The following is a 16,704-nucleotide window of genomic DNA, read 5'->3' on the forward strand; positions in this document are numbered from 1 at the left end:
TGTCCTATCGTGTCGATGGTGACTGACGCCTTCTTCACCACCGACGGTGACGTGTTCGTCCCGACCGCGGCAGCTCAGGGCCCCTGGGGTCCCACCATCGGAGGCCAACTGGTCAGTGGCCTGCTGGGCTGGGCGGTGGAGCGCGACGCGGGTGACCCCGACTTCCTGCCGGCCCGGCTGACGGTGGACCTGTTGCGGCCGACGTTCATGGAGCCGGTGCGGGTGCAGACGACGGTGCAGCGTGAGGGCAAGCGGATCAAGGTCGCCGACGTGGCGCTGATCCAACGCGACACCGTGGTCTCCCGCGCCAGCGCGGTGTTCCTGCGACGCACCGAGGAACCGGACGCGCAGGTGTGGTCGGCACCGTTGGCGATGCCGCCACCGCCTGTGGAACCCGACCAGCTGCCGCCGGGGTCCCCGATGTTCCTGTGGGCCTACGGCACCAACCCCGAGACCGGCGAACCCGGCCTCGGGGTCGAAGAGTGGCAGCAGGCCGATCGCCAGAAACGCGCCTGGATCCGGCAAGTCCGGCCGCTTGTCGCCGATCACGACATCACCCCGTTCACCCACGCGGTGATGTGCGGTGAGGTCACCAGCGCCCTGACGCACTGGGGCACAGCCGGACTGCGGCACATCAATGCCGATTACACGCTGACCCTGAGTCGGCTCCCCGAGGGCAAGTACATCGGACTGGCCGCCATGAGCCAGCACAGCACCGCGGGTATCGCGACGGGCACCGCCACCGTGTTCGACGTGAACGGACCCATCGGCACGGCTGTCGCGGTCGCGCTGGCACAGCCACCGGAGGCCTTCTCACCCCGCACCGGCACCGCCTAGGAGGCAACCATGCCGATCCTGATCTCGGTAACCGAACTAGCCGAACGTCTTTCGGACGTCCGCGTACTCGACGTCCGTTGGAAGGTGATGGCGCCCGACGGCCACGACGACTACCTGGCCGGGCACATCCCCGGTGCGGTGTTCGTGAACCTGGACACCGAACTGTCCGATCACTCGGTGACCGGCCGTGGCCGCCATCCGCTGCCCACCCCCTGCGCACTGCAGGACGCCGCCCGCCGCTGGGGGTGAACACCGGTGACACCGTGGTGGTCTACGACGACTGGGGCGGGCAGGCGGCCGCGCGGGCCTGGTGGCTGCTGCGCGCCGGTGGTATCTCCGATGTGCTGCTGCTCGACGGCGGCTGGGCGTCCTGGCAACGTGCTGGATTGCCCACGGCCACCGGCGAAGTGAGTGCCACGCCGGGCAACGTGCTGATCGCCGACCTGGACGGGTTGCCCACTGTCACCGCCGACCAGGTGGCCGCCGGCGATCAGATGCTGCTCGATGCGCGCGCCGCCGCCCGCTACCGCGGGGACGAAGAGCCTCTGGATCCGAAAGCCGGCCACATCCCGGGTGCGCTCTCGCTGCCCACCACCGAGAACCTCACTGCCGACGGCACTTTCCAGTCCGCCGCCGACCTGCGGGCCCGCTTCACTTCTGTCGGTGCCGCGCCGGTGGTCTACTGCGGGTCCGGGGTGACTGCCACGCATCAGATCGCCGCGCTGGCCATTGCCGGTATCGATGCGACGCTGTTTCCTGGCTCGTGGTCGGAGTGGTCGAATGATCCTTCGCGGCCGGTGGCCACCGGGCCTGAACCGGGCTGACCCCACAGTCACGAGCCAATGTTGGTCGCGACCACCAGACGTACGTTCTCACCACGAAAGTGATCGACGGAGTATTCGACAGGCACTCCATGATGATCGCGCGCCAGGCGGGTGATCCGCAGCAGCGGTTGCCCCGCTGAAATCTCCAGCCGGCGCGCGTAGTCCCGATCGGCGAGTCTGATGTCTATCTCCTCTGTGATCGGGCCGAAGCGGATGCCGTAACGTTCGACGAACAGGTCCCAGAGCGAGCCGTGTGCGTCCTGCACCGTTAGATCGGGGAACCGCTGCTGGTGTAGCCACATGGTTTCCGCGCTGACGGGCTGGCCGTCGGCCACCCGGATGCGATCTATACGCAGCACCGCAGCACCGCGGTCGATGCCGAGCCGCGAGGCGATCCCCGCGTTGGCCCGAACCGGCGTCAGCGCCACGTCGCGGGTGTCCACGGTGAAGCCTTGAGCCTTGAGCAGGGCGGGCAAGCTCAAGGTCGTCGTATCGATCCCACCGGAGGCGCGGTTGACCCGGCGGCCGTAGCGATGCTCGAACGCGTCCGCGACCATTGGCCAGTTGGTATTCGGTGTGGTGGCAAACGTGCCGCCGCCGCGGCCGGGTTCACGCCGGACCTGCCCACCGGCCACCAGTGCATCCAGTGCGGCGCGGACGGACCACCGCGACACCGCGAGTTGGCAGGCCAACTCACGTTCGCTGGGCAACCGCCCACCGTGCAGGACATGACCGCTTTCTATGAGCGCCAGAATGTGCGCCTGCACATCTGCCACCAGTTTCCCTCCGCGCCGCAGTTGGCCCGGTGCGCCAGGCTCAGATGACCGCTGGGCGCAGCCGCACTCCGGCGTCGGTGAGTGCGTACGTTCCACGGAGGAAGTCGGCCCCGATACGTTCGGTCTCTGGGACATACACCCCAACCATCTGCTCGTGTTCCGGAGTCCCCTGGCGGGTGTTCATCCACCCGACGAGTTGTAGGCGGCGCATGATGATCAGTGCGGGGATCGTTGCCAGATCATCAGCATCCACACCACCGTAGCCCCTCAGCCACGCTGCCACGAGGTGGGGCACCACCGGCTCGGCCTCGATGAACGACAATGCTCCAGCGAGGTCCCACATCGGGAAGCCGAAACCGCAGTCATCAAAGTCCAGGATCGTTGTATGGCCTTGATGCACAATCAAATTGGTTGTGCGCAGGTCGGTGTGGATCAGCCCGAAGCGGTCCGGATGACGCATCCGATAACGATGCAGGGTGACCAGCGCATGCGCCTCGACCTCCTCCAGGCGCTCAGCAGTCTGCCGGGTGACCTCCGGGTTCAGCCGCCACGGCTCCCACGAAGGGTTTTTGAGGCCCAGGATGTACTCCGGCGACCAGGTCACCCGGGTGAAATCCTGCGGTGCACTCCAGGTTCGGACGTGGTTGTGGAGTTGGCGGCTGATCGCCCCGATGTTCGCGAAGTTGTCGATGAGCGCCGCGTCGTCGTCGATCGTCGGCGAACTGCCCTCCACGAACTCGAACATCACCGCGTATCGGTCCTGCCCTTGCACGGTGAACTGGTGCAGGTTTTGGCCGACACCGTCGGGGATGATCGCCGGGGTCCGCACCACGTCCTCACACCTCAGCGCCGTGATCCAGGACAGCTCGCTGCGAATCTCCCGCGGTGACCGAAAGCCCGGCCGGTGCAGGCGAACCACTACGGTGCTGTCGTCGGCCAGATCCACGACGTAGGTGGCATTTTCACTCAACGACACCAGGCTGGTGGCGCGCACGGGCGCGCTCAACCGATAACCGGCCAGGGCTTCGTCGATACTTGCGGCCCACTCGTTCATCTCGATTCCTTTCACACCCGGACGGTGAGGTGCGCCAACGCCGTGTCCAGTGCCGCCAGAACCTGATCGGCGGTGGCCAGATCGAGCAGCAGCCCCGGTTTGAACTGCAGTACCCGTGGGTCGAGCGTGGAGAAAATGGCCCACACACCGTGTTTGTAGAGCTGGCGCATCACCGGTTGCGCGCGCAGGTCGTCGGCAAATTCCAGGCCGATGACAAGGCCCTTCTGCCGAATACCGACGAACTCGTGGGGATACTGCTTCTGCAGCCGCGTCAGGCCGGCCGCGAAGAACTCGCTGAGTTGTCGTACGTGCTCGACGGTTTCGGGGGCGGTGACGATGTCAAGCACCTCGAGCGCGACGACGCTGCCCAGTTCGGAACCACCGAAGGTCCCCATATGCGCAAAGCCGTCCTCGCTGAGCCATCCGGCCGCCGCCTCGCTCAGAAGCGCCGCACTTACCGGGTACACCCCACCGCCCAGACCTTTGCCGGTCACCAGAATATCCGGGGTGACGCCCTCCTGCTCGATGGCCCACAACGTCCCGGTCCGCCCCAGTCCGGTCTGTACCTCGTCGGCGATGTACAACGCCCCGTTCTTCCGGGCGGCTGCTGCCACGGCCGCCAGGTAGCCTGGTTCCGGCATCGGGAAACCGTAAGTCGCCGGGATGGTTTCCATGATGACGGCGGCGACATCGCCTGTCTCCAGGGCGGTACGCATGGCGGCAATGTCGTTGAAAGGAACCTGGACAAACTCGTCCGGCCGATCGGCATGGAAGCGTGCGGCAAAGCGCTGGTCGCCCGTCCCGACAGCCAGCCCCGTGTGCCCGTGGAACGCCTTGACAATGGACACGATCTTGCGGCGCCCAGTCGCCCAGCGGGCACTCTTGATGGCCACGTCGATGGTTTCGCCTCCGCTCGATCCGAAGACCACCTTCGCCGCCCCCGGTGTGCGCTGCACCAGTTCGCGTGCCAATGCCGTGCGCGCCACCGCCGGAAAGTGGTGATTGCCGACATCAGCAAAACTCATCGCCTCGGTCAGAGCGGCGATCACCCGCGGATTGCGGTGCCCGACGTTGTATGTCCCACCGTTGAGGTGAACGTCCACCAGTTGATGTCCGTCGATGTCGGTGAGGAGGTAGCCTTCTCGGTCGCCGATCACCAGCGGAATCTCCTCGTCGATCCAGAACTGGGTCTTGTGGGGATTCCAGTATTTCGCGGCATCGCGAAGCACTTCTGCCTTGCTGGAGTAGCCGAAGCGGGAAACGGGGTATTGCACGATGGGTTCCTTCGATGATGAGGTGAATTCGCGCCGGACAACCTTTGTCGCGGCACAACAGGGCCGCTGTGGAGCTAGTCCGACAGTGCCCGATAGGTTTCGGGCGATTTGGCTTTCAGTAACAGCGCGATGACGACGCCCGCGACGAAGCTCGCGCCCATGCCGATCCGCACGACGGTCGCCGCGGTTTCGGTGCCCACCAGCATCGGCAAATTGACCAGGACCAGTATCAGGACTGAGCCGAGCCCGACGAACGCCAGTGCCGGTGCGATGAGCGCATGCCACATCGTGGCCGAGGACGGCGTGCGGCGGAAGTAGACGATGACTGCCGCACTGGTCATGGTCATCAAGATGACGAGGCCGAAGGTTGCCATTCCGGAGAACCAGGTGTAAATCTCCGCGATGGGATCCAGCCGCGCGACCATGACGGCCAGCAGGATACCGCCGGTGACAACCGAGACCACGATCGAAGCCGTCGACGGCGATCCGTGCGTATTGTGCACACGGCCGAGACGGTGTGGCAGAACGCGCTTGCCGCCGAGGGTGAAGGCATAGCGCGAGATCACATTGTGGATGGTGAGCGCGCAAGCGAAGAAGCTAGTGGCCAGCAGCACCTGCATCACGTCGTGCAGAACCGGCGCCACGTAGGACGTGGCCAGGTTGAGCACCATGTTCTCGGGATCGGCGGTGGCGGCGTCGAGTGCCTGCGAAGTGCCCACCGCCGAGACGACCAGCCAGGCAGACACGCTGTAGAGCACACCGATCGAGATCACGGCAACGTAGGTGGCCCGGGGAATCGTCTTGTCGGGATCGCGTGCCTCGTTGCGGAACACCGCTGTCGCTTCGAATCCGATGAAGGAGAAGAACGCAAACATCAGGCCGAGAGAGGGCGTTCCGGCGCCGAGCTCGGCCACCGACCAGGACTGCATGGACAGGCCGTCGGCGCCTCCGCGGAACAGGATCCCGATATCAAGTGCCACGATTGTCACCGTCTCGAGAATCAGCACCACACCGAGAACCCGACTCGACAGTTCGATGTCGCGATAGCCGAGATAGCCGACGACAGCCAGTGAGACCAGCGACCACAACCACCATGGTGTGGCGGGTACACCGTAGCGCTGCAGCACATTTGACGTAGCCACGCCGACGTAGGTGTTGACTCCGACGAACAACAGGACGTAGGACACCAGCGCGATGGTCGCCGATCCGGTCCCGACGATCCGCCCCAGTCCGGCCTGTATATAGGCGTAGAACGCGCCGGCATTGCGCACGTGCCTGCTCATGCGGGTGAATCCCACCGAGAACAAACCCAGAATGACGGTGGCTGCAGCGAAATATAGTGGTGCCGAAGGTGTTTCGCTCACGCTGATGACAATGGGGACGTTGGCTGCGACAACGGCCAGCGGCGCGGCCATCGCGACGACCATGAACACGATCGCAGTGACACCGAGTCCACGATGGAGGTCGGTCGCATTTGACGTTGCGGAATCACCTGCCAGCGGCGAGGTGGAAGGGAGTGCCATGGGGCGTCGTGGCCTTTCCTGTTGCTCGATGGGGAGCCCGCGGGAGGTGATGGTCACGCGGCGGGCACTGCACAGTCAATTGGTGCGCTGTTTCCGACCGTCGACACATCCGTAACGCACCAGTAACAGTTATGGTCTGCTTTTGGTACGTTCCGGTCCGGGCTACTCTTGCCCCGGCAGTTCAGTTGATCGGCGTTCTGAATCCGACGCTTTCAGAATCGCCCACACCGGACTCAGTAGTCCGGCAGCCGGTTCACCCATTCGCGCAGCAGCGACTCCAGCTCGTCGGTGTCCAGCCGCTGAGTCTGGCGGTAACGGGCGATCTGCCGAATGATCTTGGCGTTCAGCTCTTCTCGCTCAGCGGACTCGGCATAGGTCTTGAAGAAGCGGACCCAGTGCCCGGCCTCGATGCCGGCCACCCGCTCGGAGAGGATCTCGGTGACGTAGCTGTCGATCAGGCCCTCGGCGCGCGCCACCCGCCCGAAGTTGCCGCCGGAATCCTGTTTGGCCTTGTCGGTGATGTTGGTCTTCGGCAGCGGGTACGGCCGCGGGTCAGGCGGTGGGTTGACGGCGTAGTAGTCGTCGCTCTTCTCGTGCCCGCTCAGCGCGTCCTTGGCGCGTCGGCCCACCGACCAGTAGTGGTTGCGCATATCGGCGGAGTACCGGGCGGACTCGACGAACGGTCGGTAGACCACCGGATGCCCGGAGAGCACATTCTTCAGATGCCAGGGCACCACCACCAGCAGGTCGTGCACATCGCACACCTCGCGGTTGACCGCGTAACGAAACGACGGTTCGGCCTCGCGGCTGAGCAGGTACCAGCCCTTGAGCTCGATACCCATCGCCACCCCGTGGCCCGCATCGATCAACGTGGCGTTGTTGGTGACCAAGCGGACGTCGGGGAACGTCTGCGCCGATCGGACGAACTTGTACTCCGCCCACGCCCCGTCGGGATCCCACACCGCCCGCAGCCGGTTCAGCGTCTCCACCACCTGGATCTCGATGCTGCCGCCCAGCATCGAGTTCAGGGAGAACAGATCGCCGGCCTCCAGTCCTTCGATGAAGGTCTGCGAGCTGAAGTGCACCGGCAGCGCCGCCAGCGCGTCACGGACATCGCCGACCAGCGCGCCGCGTGGTGTCGCCGGGTCCGGCTCCTCGCGTACCGGCGGGGTTGGTGCGACGTAGCCGCCGAAGAGCGTCATTCGCCGGTCTCGATGGTCTCGGTTTCGGCGGCGATGTGCCGGTTGGCCACCGCGTCGGACAGCCGCTCATAGGCGATCTCGGCGAAGTGCGGATCACGTTCGGCCACAAATGCTCTGCGTCCCAGCGCCACGGCTGCCACCGATCCCGACGCCAGACCGCCGAACGGTTCCCACACCACGTCGCCCTCACGGGTGACGGCATGCACCAGGCGTTCCATGAACTCCAGCGGCTTCTGGTTCAGATGCACCGACGACGCCTGGGTGGGTTTGTAGACCCGGGGCGCGGAGCGGCGCATGGACCCCTTGAGTCGCTCACCGTCGTGTAGGGGTCCGCGGCGCCACACATTGGTCAGACCGTGGGTGTGCGTCCACGGGTAGCGCATGGCGTCCCACTGCTCGGCCGTCACCGACGACACGCCGTCCAGGGAGAAGTAGGGCCGACCCGATTCGAAACCGTGCTGGTTGCAGTAGGCGGCCATCCGCTCGACCATCTGCCCCGGCGGGAAGTACCAGAGCCAGTCCCGGGTGAGGTACTTGCGGGTGGCGGCGTTGCGGACCCCGCAGGCTTCGTTGGACAGGTACAGCGGCAGGCCGGAGCGCACCCACTCGTGGCGCAGCCAGTCCTGCATTCCCAGCACCTCGCCGTCCTCCACAGGGACCTCGAACCGCCGCTGGTACAGCGCGCACACCTCGGTGACCACGGGGTACTGCCGGATGGTCTTGCCGTTGACGTTGCCCGCGATGTGCGACAGGCCCTTGTCCCAGACGATGGTCTGCACGTAGTCCCAGCCGCGGCGGTTGAGCTCGGCATGCACCGTGGCCCAGCCCACCTCGGTACCCCAGAACCAGAGTGTGGTGCCCGGGTGCGACGCCTGCGTCCATGCCGTGATGTGCTCGTCGTACCAGCCGACCAGGCCATCGGAATCGATTGTGTCGCCGTGGAACCCACGGACACCGTAAGCCCCGTCACTGATGATGGTGTCCGGCGCGGGCCAGGTCGCGTAGGCGTCGCGCGCATCACCGTGGTGCAGGGCGAACGGGGCCTGGCTACCACCGACCACCACGCTCAGACCGCGCTTCGCCGGTGCAGCCAGGCGGGAGCGGGCGGCGCGGGGTGGCATCGGTGGTTCTCCTGTCGTGGAATCGGTCTAGTGATCCTAGGCAGTCAAGACCCTCGCACACGGCACCGACAGCCATTGCGCACGGCGATCCGGGCGGGCGGATCGAACGTGGGGGACGTCACGCAAGTCATCATTCCGTGAGGCCCTCGCTACCCTGCAGGGAGGAGGAAACCGATGCACACCGTGACCACGGGTTTGCTGGGGGCTCGTCGATGCCGCTGACCGGCGGTGAGCAGTTTGCCGGGTACCGAATTCTTCGGATGATCGGCTCCGGCGGCATGGGCGAGATCTACCTGGCCCAACATCCGCGTCTGCCCCGGCAGGACGCGCTGAAAGTGCTGCCCGCACACATGTCGGCCGACAGCGACTTCCGGGACCGGTTCAGCCGGGAAGCCGACCTGGCGTCCTCCCTGTTCCACCCACACATCGTCGGTGTGCACGACCGCGGGGAGTACCGCGGTCAGCTGTGGATCGCGATGGACTACATCGACGGTACCGACGCCGGTCGGCTGGTCCACGAGTATCACCCGGCCGGACTGCCGGTGGGGGACGTCATCGAGATCGCCACCGGTATCGCCGAGGCCCTGGATTACGCGCACGCCCGCGGCCTGCTGCACCGCGACGTCAAACCCGGCAACATCCTGCTGGGCAACCCCGTGGCCGGTCGCCGACGAATCCTGCTGGCAGACTTCGGCATTGCCCGCTCCATGACGGACACCACGCAGCTGACCCGCACCAACATGGCATTGGGCACCGTGCACTACGCCTCCCCCGAGCAGCTACGCAACCAGCCGCTGGATGGCCGCACCGACCAATACTCCTTGGCGGCAACCACATTCGAGTTGCTTACCGGGCGCGCCCCGTTCGACGACCCCAGTCCCGCGGTGGTGATGAGCCAGCACCTCACCGCGCCGCCGCCGTCGTTGGCGGCCACCCGGCCGGACCTGGCCGCGCTCGACGTCCCATTCGCCATAGCGCTGTCGAAATACCCCGGCGACCGCTATCCACGCTGCGAGGACTTCGTGCACGCACTGCGCGCACACTTGCAGCATGGTCACCGAGGCACCCGGGCGCTGGTCACCCCACCGGCGGTCACCCCGGCAGCGGCGCACAGGAGGCCGGCGTTGCTGTGGCCGCTGGCAATCGCCGCGGTTGTGGCAGTGGTAGTGCTCGCCGCCCTGCTGATCGACGCGCAGTCCGGGCCAGAGCAGACCGCCGCCCCGACCACGATCCCGCCGATACCCGCCGTCACGACAACCACTGCGACGACGCAAGCCTCGTCGTTCGACACCATGAGCGAGCTGGTCACCGAGTACTACTCGCTTCTGCCGGAAGACACCGACAGCGCGTGGCAAATGCTGTCTGCCGGCTATCAGGACCAGACCGGCGGCCAGCGGGAGTACGAGAAGTTCTGGCGCTCTGTCGATTCGGTAAGCGTCGACTCCATCTCGGCCCGCGATGACAGCAGCGTCTCGGCGCAACTGACCTACGTGATGCGCAATGGCAGATCCAGCTCCGAAACCCGATGGTTGGAGGTCGAACCGGTGAACGGCACGATGATGATCGCCGACTCCGGGCTGGGCTCCTAGGGCTTGTGGTTAGCTCGGGGGGTGTCCGAGAGCAGCCGCACCACCGCCGAGTTGATCGTCGAATGCCTCGAGAACGAAGGCGTCACGCATGTCTTCGGCATCCCGGGGGAAGAGAACATCCGGCTGGTCGACGCCCTGTCACGGTCGACGATCCAGTACGTCCTGACCCGCCATGAGCAGGGTGCTTCGTTCATGGCAGAGGTGTACGGCCGCCTGACCGGCAACGCCGGGGTGTGCTCGGCGACGCTGGGCCCCGGCGCCATCAACCTGCTGCTCGGCGTCGCCGATGCCACCACCAATTCCACTCCGGTGCTAGCGCTTTCGGCCCAGGTGGGGATGAATCGCAACTACAAGGAATCTCACCAGAGCGTGGATCTGGTGTCGATGTTCGCACCGGTCACCAAATGGTCGGCGCTGGTGGCAACACCAGGTGCAGTGCCGGAGATGGTGCGCAAGGCGTTCAAACTCGCCCAGACCGAACGCCCCGGCGCTGTGTACCTCGCCGTCCCCGAGGACGTCGAGGAGGCGGACGCACCAGCGGCGGCCGCGCCGCTGCCGCTGAACGTGCCACGCCCCGATGATCCCTCGGCAGAACAGATTGCCCGAGCAGTCGAGATCCTGCGCGAAGCGCGCAATCCCGTACTGCTGGCCGGGCACGGCGCCGCCCGCAGTGACGCGGCCGCAGCCGTACGCCGCTTCGCCGAGAGGCTGGGCATGCCGGTGGCCACCACCTTCCACGGCAAGGGTGTGATGCCCGACGACCATCCGCTGGCGCTGGGCGCCGTGGGTTTCATGCGCCACGACTACGTGAACTTCGGCTTCGACCAGGCCGACGTGATCGTCGCTGCCGGCTACGAACTCCAGGAGTTCGACCCGATCCGGATCAATCCCAGCGGTGCCACCAAGATCATCCACATCCACCGGTTCCCGGCCGAGGTCGATGTGCACTACGACGTCGCGGTGGGGCTTCAGGCCGATATCGGCCGGTGCCTCGACGAACTGGCCGGGGCGGTGGGCCTGGATCAGCCGTATTCGTCAGGCCAGGAACGAATTCGGGGTCTGCTGGCCGAGGAACTCGACCGTGGCCTGGCCGACGACAGTTTCCCGCTGACACCGGCACGCGTTGTCGCCGACACCCGGGCTGCGCTGGGCCGCGACGACATCGTGCTGGTGGACACCGGTGCGCTGAAGATGTGGATGGCGCGGCTGTACCCCACCTACCAACCGAACACCTGCCTGATCTCCAACGGGCTGTCCACCATGGGGTGGACCGTGCCCGGCGGTATCGCCGCCAAGATCGCCCGGCCGTCGGCCAAGGTCCTGGTGTCCACCGGCGACGGGTCTTTCCTGATGAACTCGCAGGAGATCGAGACCGCGCTGCGGATCGGCACGCCGATGGTGATCCTGGTCTGGGTGGACGACGCCTACGGACTGATCAGCTGGAAGATGGACCTGGAGATCGGCCACAACGTCGACACCCGGTTCGCCAATCCTGATTTTGTGGCGTACGCGCAGAGCTTCGGCGCCAAGGGGTACCGCATCAACACGGCCGGCGAGCTGCTGCCCACCCTGCGCGCAGCCCTGGACGACGACACCGTGAGCGTGATCGCCTGCCCGGTGGACTACAGCGCCAACAGCGCGCTGATCGCCTCACTCGGCGAGCTCGACGAATCCTGGTCCTGAAGCGAGTTGTGTCGAATACCGTTTGTACATAGCCTGTTTTCGAGCACGGTCGCGTAGCGTCGGGGCCACCCCGTTTTCGCGCAGCGCCCGTAACAGCACCAGATCGAGCTCCGCGGTGAGCACCGCCTCCGTATCTTCCGGACCCAGCGCGATCACCCCGTCATCGGGTAGTCCCGGTTCACACGGGCCCAGTACCGAGGCACAACCTCGGCCGGGAGCTATCGGTCCTGCCCCTGGACCGACGACAGGGCAGTGCACCGCATACATCTGATTCTCGATACATCTGGCGGCCAAGGTCTTTCGGACGCGGTGATAGCCGGCGGGCGTGAAGGTGTAGCTGGGGCACAACAGCACCTCGGCTCCCAGACGGCCGTAGATGGTGGCCACCTCCGGCACCTCCGCTTCGTAGCAGACGAGAACACCGCAGGTGACGCCGGCGACCTCGATGCACGTGACCTCGTCACCCTCACCTGAGAGGTAGTCCCACTCCGCCGGAAACAGATGGGACTTGATGTGGCGCTGCACGTCTGCGTCGGGGCTGAAGACATGCGCGACGTTGAGAAGCCCGCCGGGTCCGTGGACGAGGTGGCTTCCGGCGAGAATCGTCTGCCGCCTGGCCACGGCTTGTGCGGTGAAGAAGGCTTCGTATTCCGCGGTGAAGTCCGCGACGCGGGCGAACACCTCCCGGGTGGGCCGCTGTTGCCACCCGGGCACCGTCGCGGCCAACCCGATCGTCATGCATTCACCGAACATCACCACATCGGCTTCGGCTGCCTCGTCGAGGTACGTCGCGGCGCGGTCGGCGATCTCCGTCCACCCGGCCACCGGCCGCAGGTCGAACTGCACTGCGGCAACGCGTAAACCGTTCATCACTGCAATAGTGGCATCACTTGGGTGCCGAAGCGGTCCAGGTCGGTCAGATAGTCCTGGAACGTGAACATCACCCCGCCCACCCCGTCGACACCGGCGACTGCCCGGATCTGTTCGGCGACGCTCTTCGGATCACCCTTGATGACCTCCCACAACATGAAGTTGTCGGTTCCCTTGAGGGTGGCGTGCAGGGAGTTCTTGTCCGCGGAGCTGTCCATCGATGCGTGCCCGGTCATGGTGGCAACGGTCTCCAGATCCTGCTTCTCCCGCCATCTGCCAATGACGTCCTCACATTCTTCGACGCTGTCGCGCACCACGCACTGATACAACGGATAGGCCTCGGCAGGTCGTCCGGCGACCTCACCGGCGGTACGGACTCGGCCCATCTGCTCCTCCAGTTCGACCGGATCGAGCTTGCCGCCCATGAACTGGTAGTCGGCGAACTCGGCGGTGAACGCCATCCCCTTGTCCGACTGGCCCGCACACACGATCTTGACGTCGACCTGGTCCCCGAAGTGCGGCTCGAGCTTGGCATCGTTCATCTGGAAGAACTGGCCCTTGAAGTCCGACTCCCCCGTGGTCCACAGCTCACGCATGATGGTCAGGTATTCAGCGGCGTAGTCGTAGCGGTACTGGAAATACTCGTCACCGGGCCACAGCCCCATCGACTCCCATTCCGGCTTCTCCCAACCCGTGATGATGTTCACGCCGAAGCGGCCGGGTCCGGCCATGCTCGCAACTGTCACAACTTGTTTCGCCGCGTACACCGGCGGTACGGACAGCAGCGAGATGGACGGGATCAGCTGGATACGCCGGGTCAACGCGGCGAGGCCGGCCATCGTGGTGAACGAGTCCAGAGCGTAGTCCCAGAACCGCGTCACTCCACCCATACCTTTGTACTTGTTGGGGGCGAGCAGAAATTCGAAGCCGTAGTGTTCGGCCTTGAGCGCAGTCTCCTGCAGCAAGAACCAACTGGGCCGGTACTGCGGTGATGCGGTCGAGATGACCCAGCCGGTGCTGAGTGTGGGAGCGAAAACACCGAGTTTCATGACCGTGCCCTTTCTCGTGAAGCACCGAGAGTAGGCAGCGTCATGGCACCCGTAATCAGCAAAACTACGTATCGGGGGTAACCGTCAGATTGCGTGGGCGCTACCGGGGTATCACCCCGTGCGCGCCATTGGAACCGGCGTTATCGTGGGGAAACACCTCCCTTCCGCCTTCAGGAATGCCCATGGCCCACCGGACGCTGCCCCCGCCGTGCGCGGATGTGTGGGACGGCAGGTCCTTCAGCGTTCAGGTTCTTCCGGGTGGAATTGCGGGTCTTGCCGAGTTCGGCCGGTGGACCAGCGTGCCCGACGACTTGCGCAAGATCGCCGCCGCGGCACTGGCCGAGAACCTCCGATTCAGCCAGTTCTATTGGCAAGCCGGATATTCGGGCCCGATGTGTGCGGTCCGAATCGACGTCGGTCCTGAGTTCGCCTTGTTGACAGGCGAACTGACCGGCTCACTGCCCCATGACATCAGCCGTCGGGAACTCGACGTCCTCACCCTCCTGACCACGGGCGCGGGCAACAACGAGATCGCCCAGGCGCTGCGGCTCTCGCCGCGGACGGTGACCACCCACGTCGACAGCGTGCTGCGCAAGCTCGCAGCGCCGTCCCGGACCGCCGCAGCCGCCCAGGCCATCGACGAGGGGTTGCTGGCGGTGCCGGTGCCTGCCGTGTGTGAGGGTCTGCGCCGCACCCGCCTCGGGCGGGTGCTCTCCGCAGATCCCACCGCGGCGGCCCCGGCGAAGGTACTGCGTCGACGACCTCTCGTCATCGGCGCCGCACTGCCCTCGTCGGGGTTGGGCGCCAGCGACGGTCAGGAGATGTTGCGGGGTCTGCGGTTGGCGCAGGCCGAGATCAACTCCGCGGGCGGCGTCCGGGGCAGGACCGTGCAAATCGAGGTGGCCGACCTGGACCTCGACGACCGGGAGTCGACCCGGCGGGCCATCGCGCATCTCGCCGACCTGGAGGTCGACGTCCTGACATCTGGGTACGTCGCGCATCAGGACGTCGCCCACGACGAGGCGGCGACGACGGGCATCCCCTACCTGCACGCGGCCACCTCCGGTGTGATGGAACACCGGGTCGGCGCCGACCCCGGCCGTTACGCACGGGTGCTGCAGGTCTGTCCCAGCGATATTCACTACGCGCCGGGATTCGTCCGTTTCGTCGATGGCCTGAGTCGGCGGAAGCAGCTGCCACGGCACTCGGGCACATTGGTGTGCATACAACAGAGCTCCTGGCAGCTCATCGATTTCGGTACCGTTGCCGCGCAGGAACTGGCCGACGCGCGGGGCTTGCGCCTGGAGGTCATCACCGTTGCCGGTCAGCAGGACTGGCTGCGCGCAACCGAGCGGGCCCTGGCCCTCTCGCCTGCGGCGGTGTTCATCGGCTCCTATTTCCTGGACCACCACATCACTGTCGTGCGCTCCGTGCGGCAGGCGGCCGCCGACTGCCTGCTCTATTCGATCTACGCGCCGTCGGTCCCCGCGTTCCGTGAGCGCCTCGGAGCCGACGCCGACGGTGTGGTCTGGGCGACCACGACCGGGACCTACTCCGACCCCATCGGGTCCGGATTCGCTGCCCGCTACCACCGGGCGTTCGGCAGCACGCCCGGTCGCTCGCACGCCGGGCTGGCCTACGACCGTGCCCACCTGATCGCCCAAGCCTGGTCACGCGCCGAGAACGTCCGCGATTTCGCTCGGGTGGCTGGGCATCTTCGCAGCGCCACCTACCGGGGAGTCAACGGCGCGTACACGTTTCACCCGGTGACGGGAGTGGCTGCCGGGTTCGACGACACCGGCGGTGATCCGTCCCTGGCACAGGCGCACGTGGTGTATCAGATCCAGAAAGGCGAGCACCAGATCATCGCCCCGAACCCCTACACCACCGCCAAGTTCCAGGTTCCCGACTGGATGGCCGCCTAGCGCAGCTTGACCACCACTTTGCCCTTGGCCGTGCGGTTCTCGAGTGCGGCGATGGCCTGGGCCGCTTGCTCCAGCGGGTACACCTCGGGCTCTGGCGCCGTCAGCGCGCCGGATGCCAGCAGCGGCATCAGCTCGGCCCACTGCTTCTCCAGGTAACCGGGATGGGTCATGGTCCAGGCGCCCCAACCCACACCAACGGCGTCGACATTGTTGAGCAGCAACCGATTTGCCTTGATGGTGGGGATGTCTCCGCCGGTGAAGCCGACGACGAGAAGGCGGCCTCCTGGTGCCAGCGAGCGCAGTGAGTCGGTCACCCGGTCTCCGCCCACCGGGTCCAGCACGATGTCCACACCCCGGCCGCCGGTGAGCTCTTTCACCGCGTCTTTGAACCCGTCGGCCAGCACGACGTCCGTTGCGCCTGCTGCGCGGGCGATCTCGCCTTTGGCCTCGGTGCTGACGACGGCGATGGTGCGCCCGGCGCCCAGCGCGGGTGCCAGACGCACCGTCGAGGTGCCGATACCGCCGGCCGCGCCGTGCACCAGCACGGTCTCACCCTGGGCCAGCCGGCCACGCTCCCGGAGCGCGAAGAGCACCGTCAGATCGTTGAACAACAGCCCGGCGCCGGCCTCGAAGGACACCGAGTCCGGCAGTCTGAAGACCCGTTCCGGGGGCAGCGTGACCACTTCGGCCATCCCGCCGCACAGCATGGTCAGCCCGGCCACCCGGTCCCCCGCGGACACATGTGCGTCTGCCGGGGCACTGCGCACCACCCCGGCGATCTCTCCGCCGGGGATATAGGGCAGCTCGGGCTTGTACTGGTAGAGGCCGCGTGATTGCAGGGCGTCGGGGAAGGCCACCCCCGCGGCGTGAACGTCGACCACCACACCGTCGGCAGAAGGTTCCGCGATCTCGACCACCTCAGCGGCCTCGGGTCCGTCCAGTCGGGCAATCTGAATCGCACGCATGGATCCAGTGAA

Annotated in this window: 13 protein-coding genes and 1 pseudogene; 5 read left to right on the plus strand and 9 right to left on the minus strand. The window is 66.1% G+C overall.

Translation table 11 applies throughout. The annotated features are described in order from the left end of the window. The first annotated feature begins 15 nt into the window (after positions 1-15). Positions 16-837 carry a thioesterase family protein gene (locus BVC93_RS11595; RefSeq protein WP_083737312.1) on the plus strand — a complete coding sequence of 274 codons (822 nt, stop codon included), beginning with the start codon at positions 16-18 and terminating at the stop codon, positions 835-837. A 9-nt stretch (positions 838-846) separates the two neighbouring features. Then, positions 847-1,661, plus strand: a pseudogene (locus BVC93_RS34420) (sulfurtransferase). An 8-nt stretch (positions 1,662-1,669) separates the two neighbouring features. Here the strand turns inward: BVC93_RS34420 and BVC93_RS11605 are convergent. From BVC93_RS11605 to BVC93_RS11630, 6 genes are all read right to left on the minus strand, one after another. Next, positions 1,670-2,437 carry a GntR family transcriptional regulator gene (locus BVC93_RS11605; protein WP_192860267.1) on the minus strand — a complete coding sequence of 256 codons (768 nt, stop codon included), beginning with the start codon at positions 2,435-2,437 and terminating at the stop codon, positions 1,670-1,672. Positions 2,438-2,477: 40 nt separating this feature from the next. Continuing rightward, positions 2,478-3,491, minus strand: a complete 1,014-nt coding sequence (locus BVC93_RS11610) for a phosphotransferase enzyme family protein (protein ID WP_157516869.1) — start codon at positions 3,489-3,491, stop codon at positions 2,478-2,480. Between the two features lie 11 nt (positions 3,492-3,502). Further along, positions 3,503-4,765 (minus strand): class-III pyridoxal-phosphate-dependent aminotransferase, encoded by a 1,263-nt coding sequence (locus BVC93_RS11615; protein WP_083737317.1) that lies wholly within the window; start codon positions 4,763-4,765, stop codon positions 3,503-3,505. A gap of 74 nt (positions 4,766-4,839) precedes the next feature. Continuing rightward, positions 4,840-6,288, minus strand: coding sequence for an APC family permease (locus BVC93_RS11620; protein WP_083737318.1), 1,449 nt, complete (start codon positions 6,286-6,288; stop codon positions 4,840-4,842). A 233-nt stretch (positions 6,289-6,521) separates the two neighbouring features. After that, positions 6,522-7,490 carry a hypothetical protein gene (locus tag BVC93_RS11625; protein ID WP_083737320.1) on the minus strand — a complete coding sequence of 323 codons (969 nt, stop codon included), beginning with the start codon at positions 7,488-7,490 and terminating at the stop codon, positions 6,522-6,524. Continuing rightward, positions 7,487-8,611, minus strand: a complete 1,125-nt coding sequence (locus BVC93_RS11630) for a DNA methyltransferase (protein WP_083737322.1) — start codon at positions 8,609-8,611, stop codon at positions 7,487-7,489. Before BVC93_RS11630 ends, BVC93_RS11625 begins: the two co-directional genes overlap by 4 nt. 212 nt (positions 8,612-8,823) lie before the next feature. Here BVC93_RS11630 and BVC93_RS11635 point away from each other — a divergent pair, with 212 nt between their 5' ends. Both BVC93_RS11635 and BVC93_RS11645 read left to right on the plus strand, forming a co-directional pair. Further along, positions 8,824-10,200: a serine/threonine-protein kinase gene (locus tag BVC93_RS11635; RefSeq protein WP_157516870.1), complete on the plus strand. Its 1,377-nt coding sequence runs from the start codon at positions 8,824-8,826 to the stop codon at positions 10,198-10,200. Positions 10,201-10,254: 54 nt separating this feature from the next. Continuing rightward, complete coding sequence (locus BVC93_RS11645) at positions 10,255-11,883, plus strand: acetolactate synthase large subunit (protein WP_197687564.1); 1,629 nt, start codon at positions 10,255-10,257, stop codon at positions 11,881-11,883. Here BVC93_RS11645 and BVC93_RS11650 read toward each other — a convergent pair. Further along, positions 11,851-12,753: a nitrilase-related carbon-nitrogen hydrolase gene (locus BVC93_RS11650; RefSeq protein WP_083737327.1), complete on the minus strand. Its 903-nt coding sequence runs from the start codon at positions 12,751-12,753 to the stop codon at positions 11,851-11,853. The two genes, BVC93_RS11645 and BVC93_RS11650, sit on opposite strands and share 33 nt — an antisense overlap. Then, positions 12,753-13,802 (minus strand): LLM class flavin-dependent oxidoreductase, encoded by a 1,050-nt coding sequence (locus BVC93_RS11655; protein WP_083737329.1) that lies wholly within the window; start codon positions 13,800-13,802, stop codon positions 12,753-12,755. Before BVC93_RS11655 ends, BVC93_RS11650 begins: the two co-directional genes overlap by 1 nt. 182 nt (positions 13,803-13,984) lie before the next feature. Between BVC93_RS11655 and BVC93_RS11660 the strand changes: the two genes are divergently transcribed. Next, entirely contained in the window at positions 13,985-15,727 is a 1,743-nt protein-coding gene (locus tag BVC93_RS11660) for an ABC transporter substrate-binding protein (RefSeq protein WP_192860268.1), read from the plus strand. On the opposite strand, the gene BVC93_RS11665 is transcribed toward BVC93_RS11660, so the two are convergent. Next, positions 15,724-16,692, minus strand: coding sequence for an NADPH:quinone oxidoreductase family protein (locus tag BVC93_RS11665; RefSeq protein WP_083737333.1), 969 nt, complete (start codon positions 16,690-16,692; stop codon positions 15,724-15,726). The genes BVC93_RS11660 and BVC93_RS11665 overlap by 4 nt on opposite strands. Positions 16,693-16,704 lie beyond the last annotated feature (12 nt).

The organism is Mycobacterium sp. MS1601 (genome assembly GCF_001984215.1).
In the GTDB taxonomy this organism is placed as follows: Bacteria; Actinomycetota; Actinomycetes; order Mycobacteriales; family Mycobacteriaceae; genus Mycobacterium.

Coding starts and splice junctions, on each gene's coding strand:
- BVC93_RS11655 (WP_083737329.1), bottom strand. CDS start 13,802: ATGAAACTCGGTGTTTTCGCTCCCACACTCAGCACCGGCTGGGTCATC.
- BVC93_RS11625 (WP_083737320.1), bottom strand. CDS start 7,490: ATGACGCTCTTCGGCGGCTACGTCGCACCAACCCCGCCGGTACGCGAG.
- BVC93_RS11595 (WP_083737312.1), top strand. CDS start 16: ATGGTGACTGACGCCTTCTTCACCACCGACGGTGACGTGTTCGTCCCG.
- BVC93_RS11630 (WP_083737322.1), bottom strand. CDS start 8,611: ATGCCACCCCGCGCCGCCCGCTCCCGCCTGGCTGCACCGGCGAAGCGC.
- BVC93_RS11665 (WP_083737333.1), bottom strand. CDS start 16,692: ATGCGTGCGATTCAGATTGCCCGACTGGACGGACCCGAGGCCGCTGAG.
- BVC93_RS11620 (WP_083737318.1), bottom strand. CDS start 6,288: ATGGCACTCCCTTCCACCTCGCCGCTGGCAGGTGATTCCGCAACGTCA.
- BVC93_RS11660 (WP_192860268.1), top strand. CDS start 13,985: ATGGCCCACCGGACGCTGCCCCCGCCGTGCGCGGATGTGTGGGACGGC.
- BVC93_RS11610 (WP_157516869.1), bottom strand. CDS start 3,491: ATGAACGAGTGGGCCGCAAGTATCGACGAAGCCCTGGCCGGTTATCGG.
- BVC93_RS11635 (WP_157516870.1), top strand. CDS start 8,824: ATGCCGCTGACCGGCGGTGAGCAGTTTGCCGGGTACCGAATTCTTCGG.
- BVC93_RS11650 (WP_083737327.1), bottom strand. CDS start 12,753: ATGAACGGTTTACGCGTTGCCGCAGTGCAGTTCGACCTGCGGCCGGTG.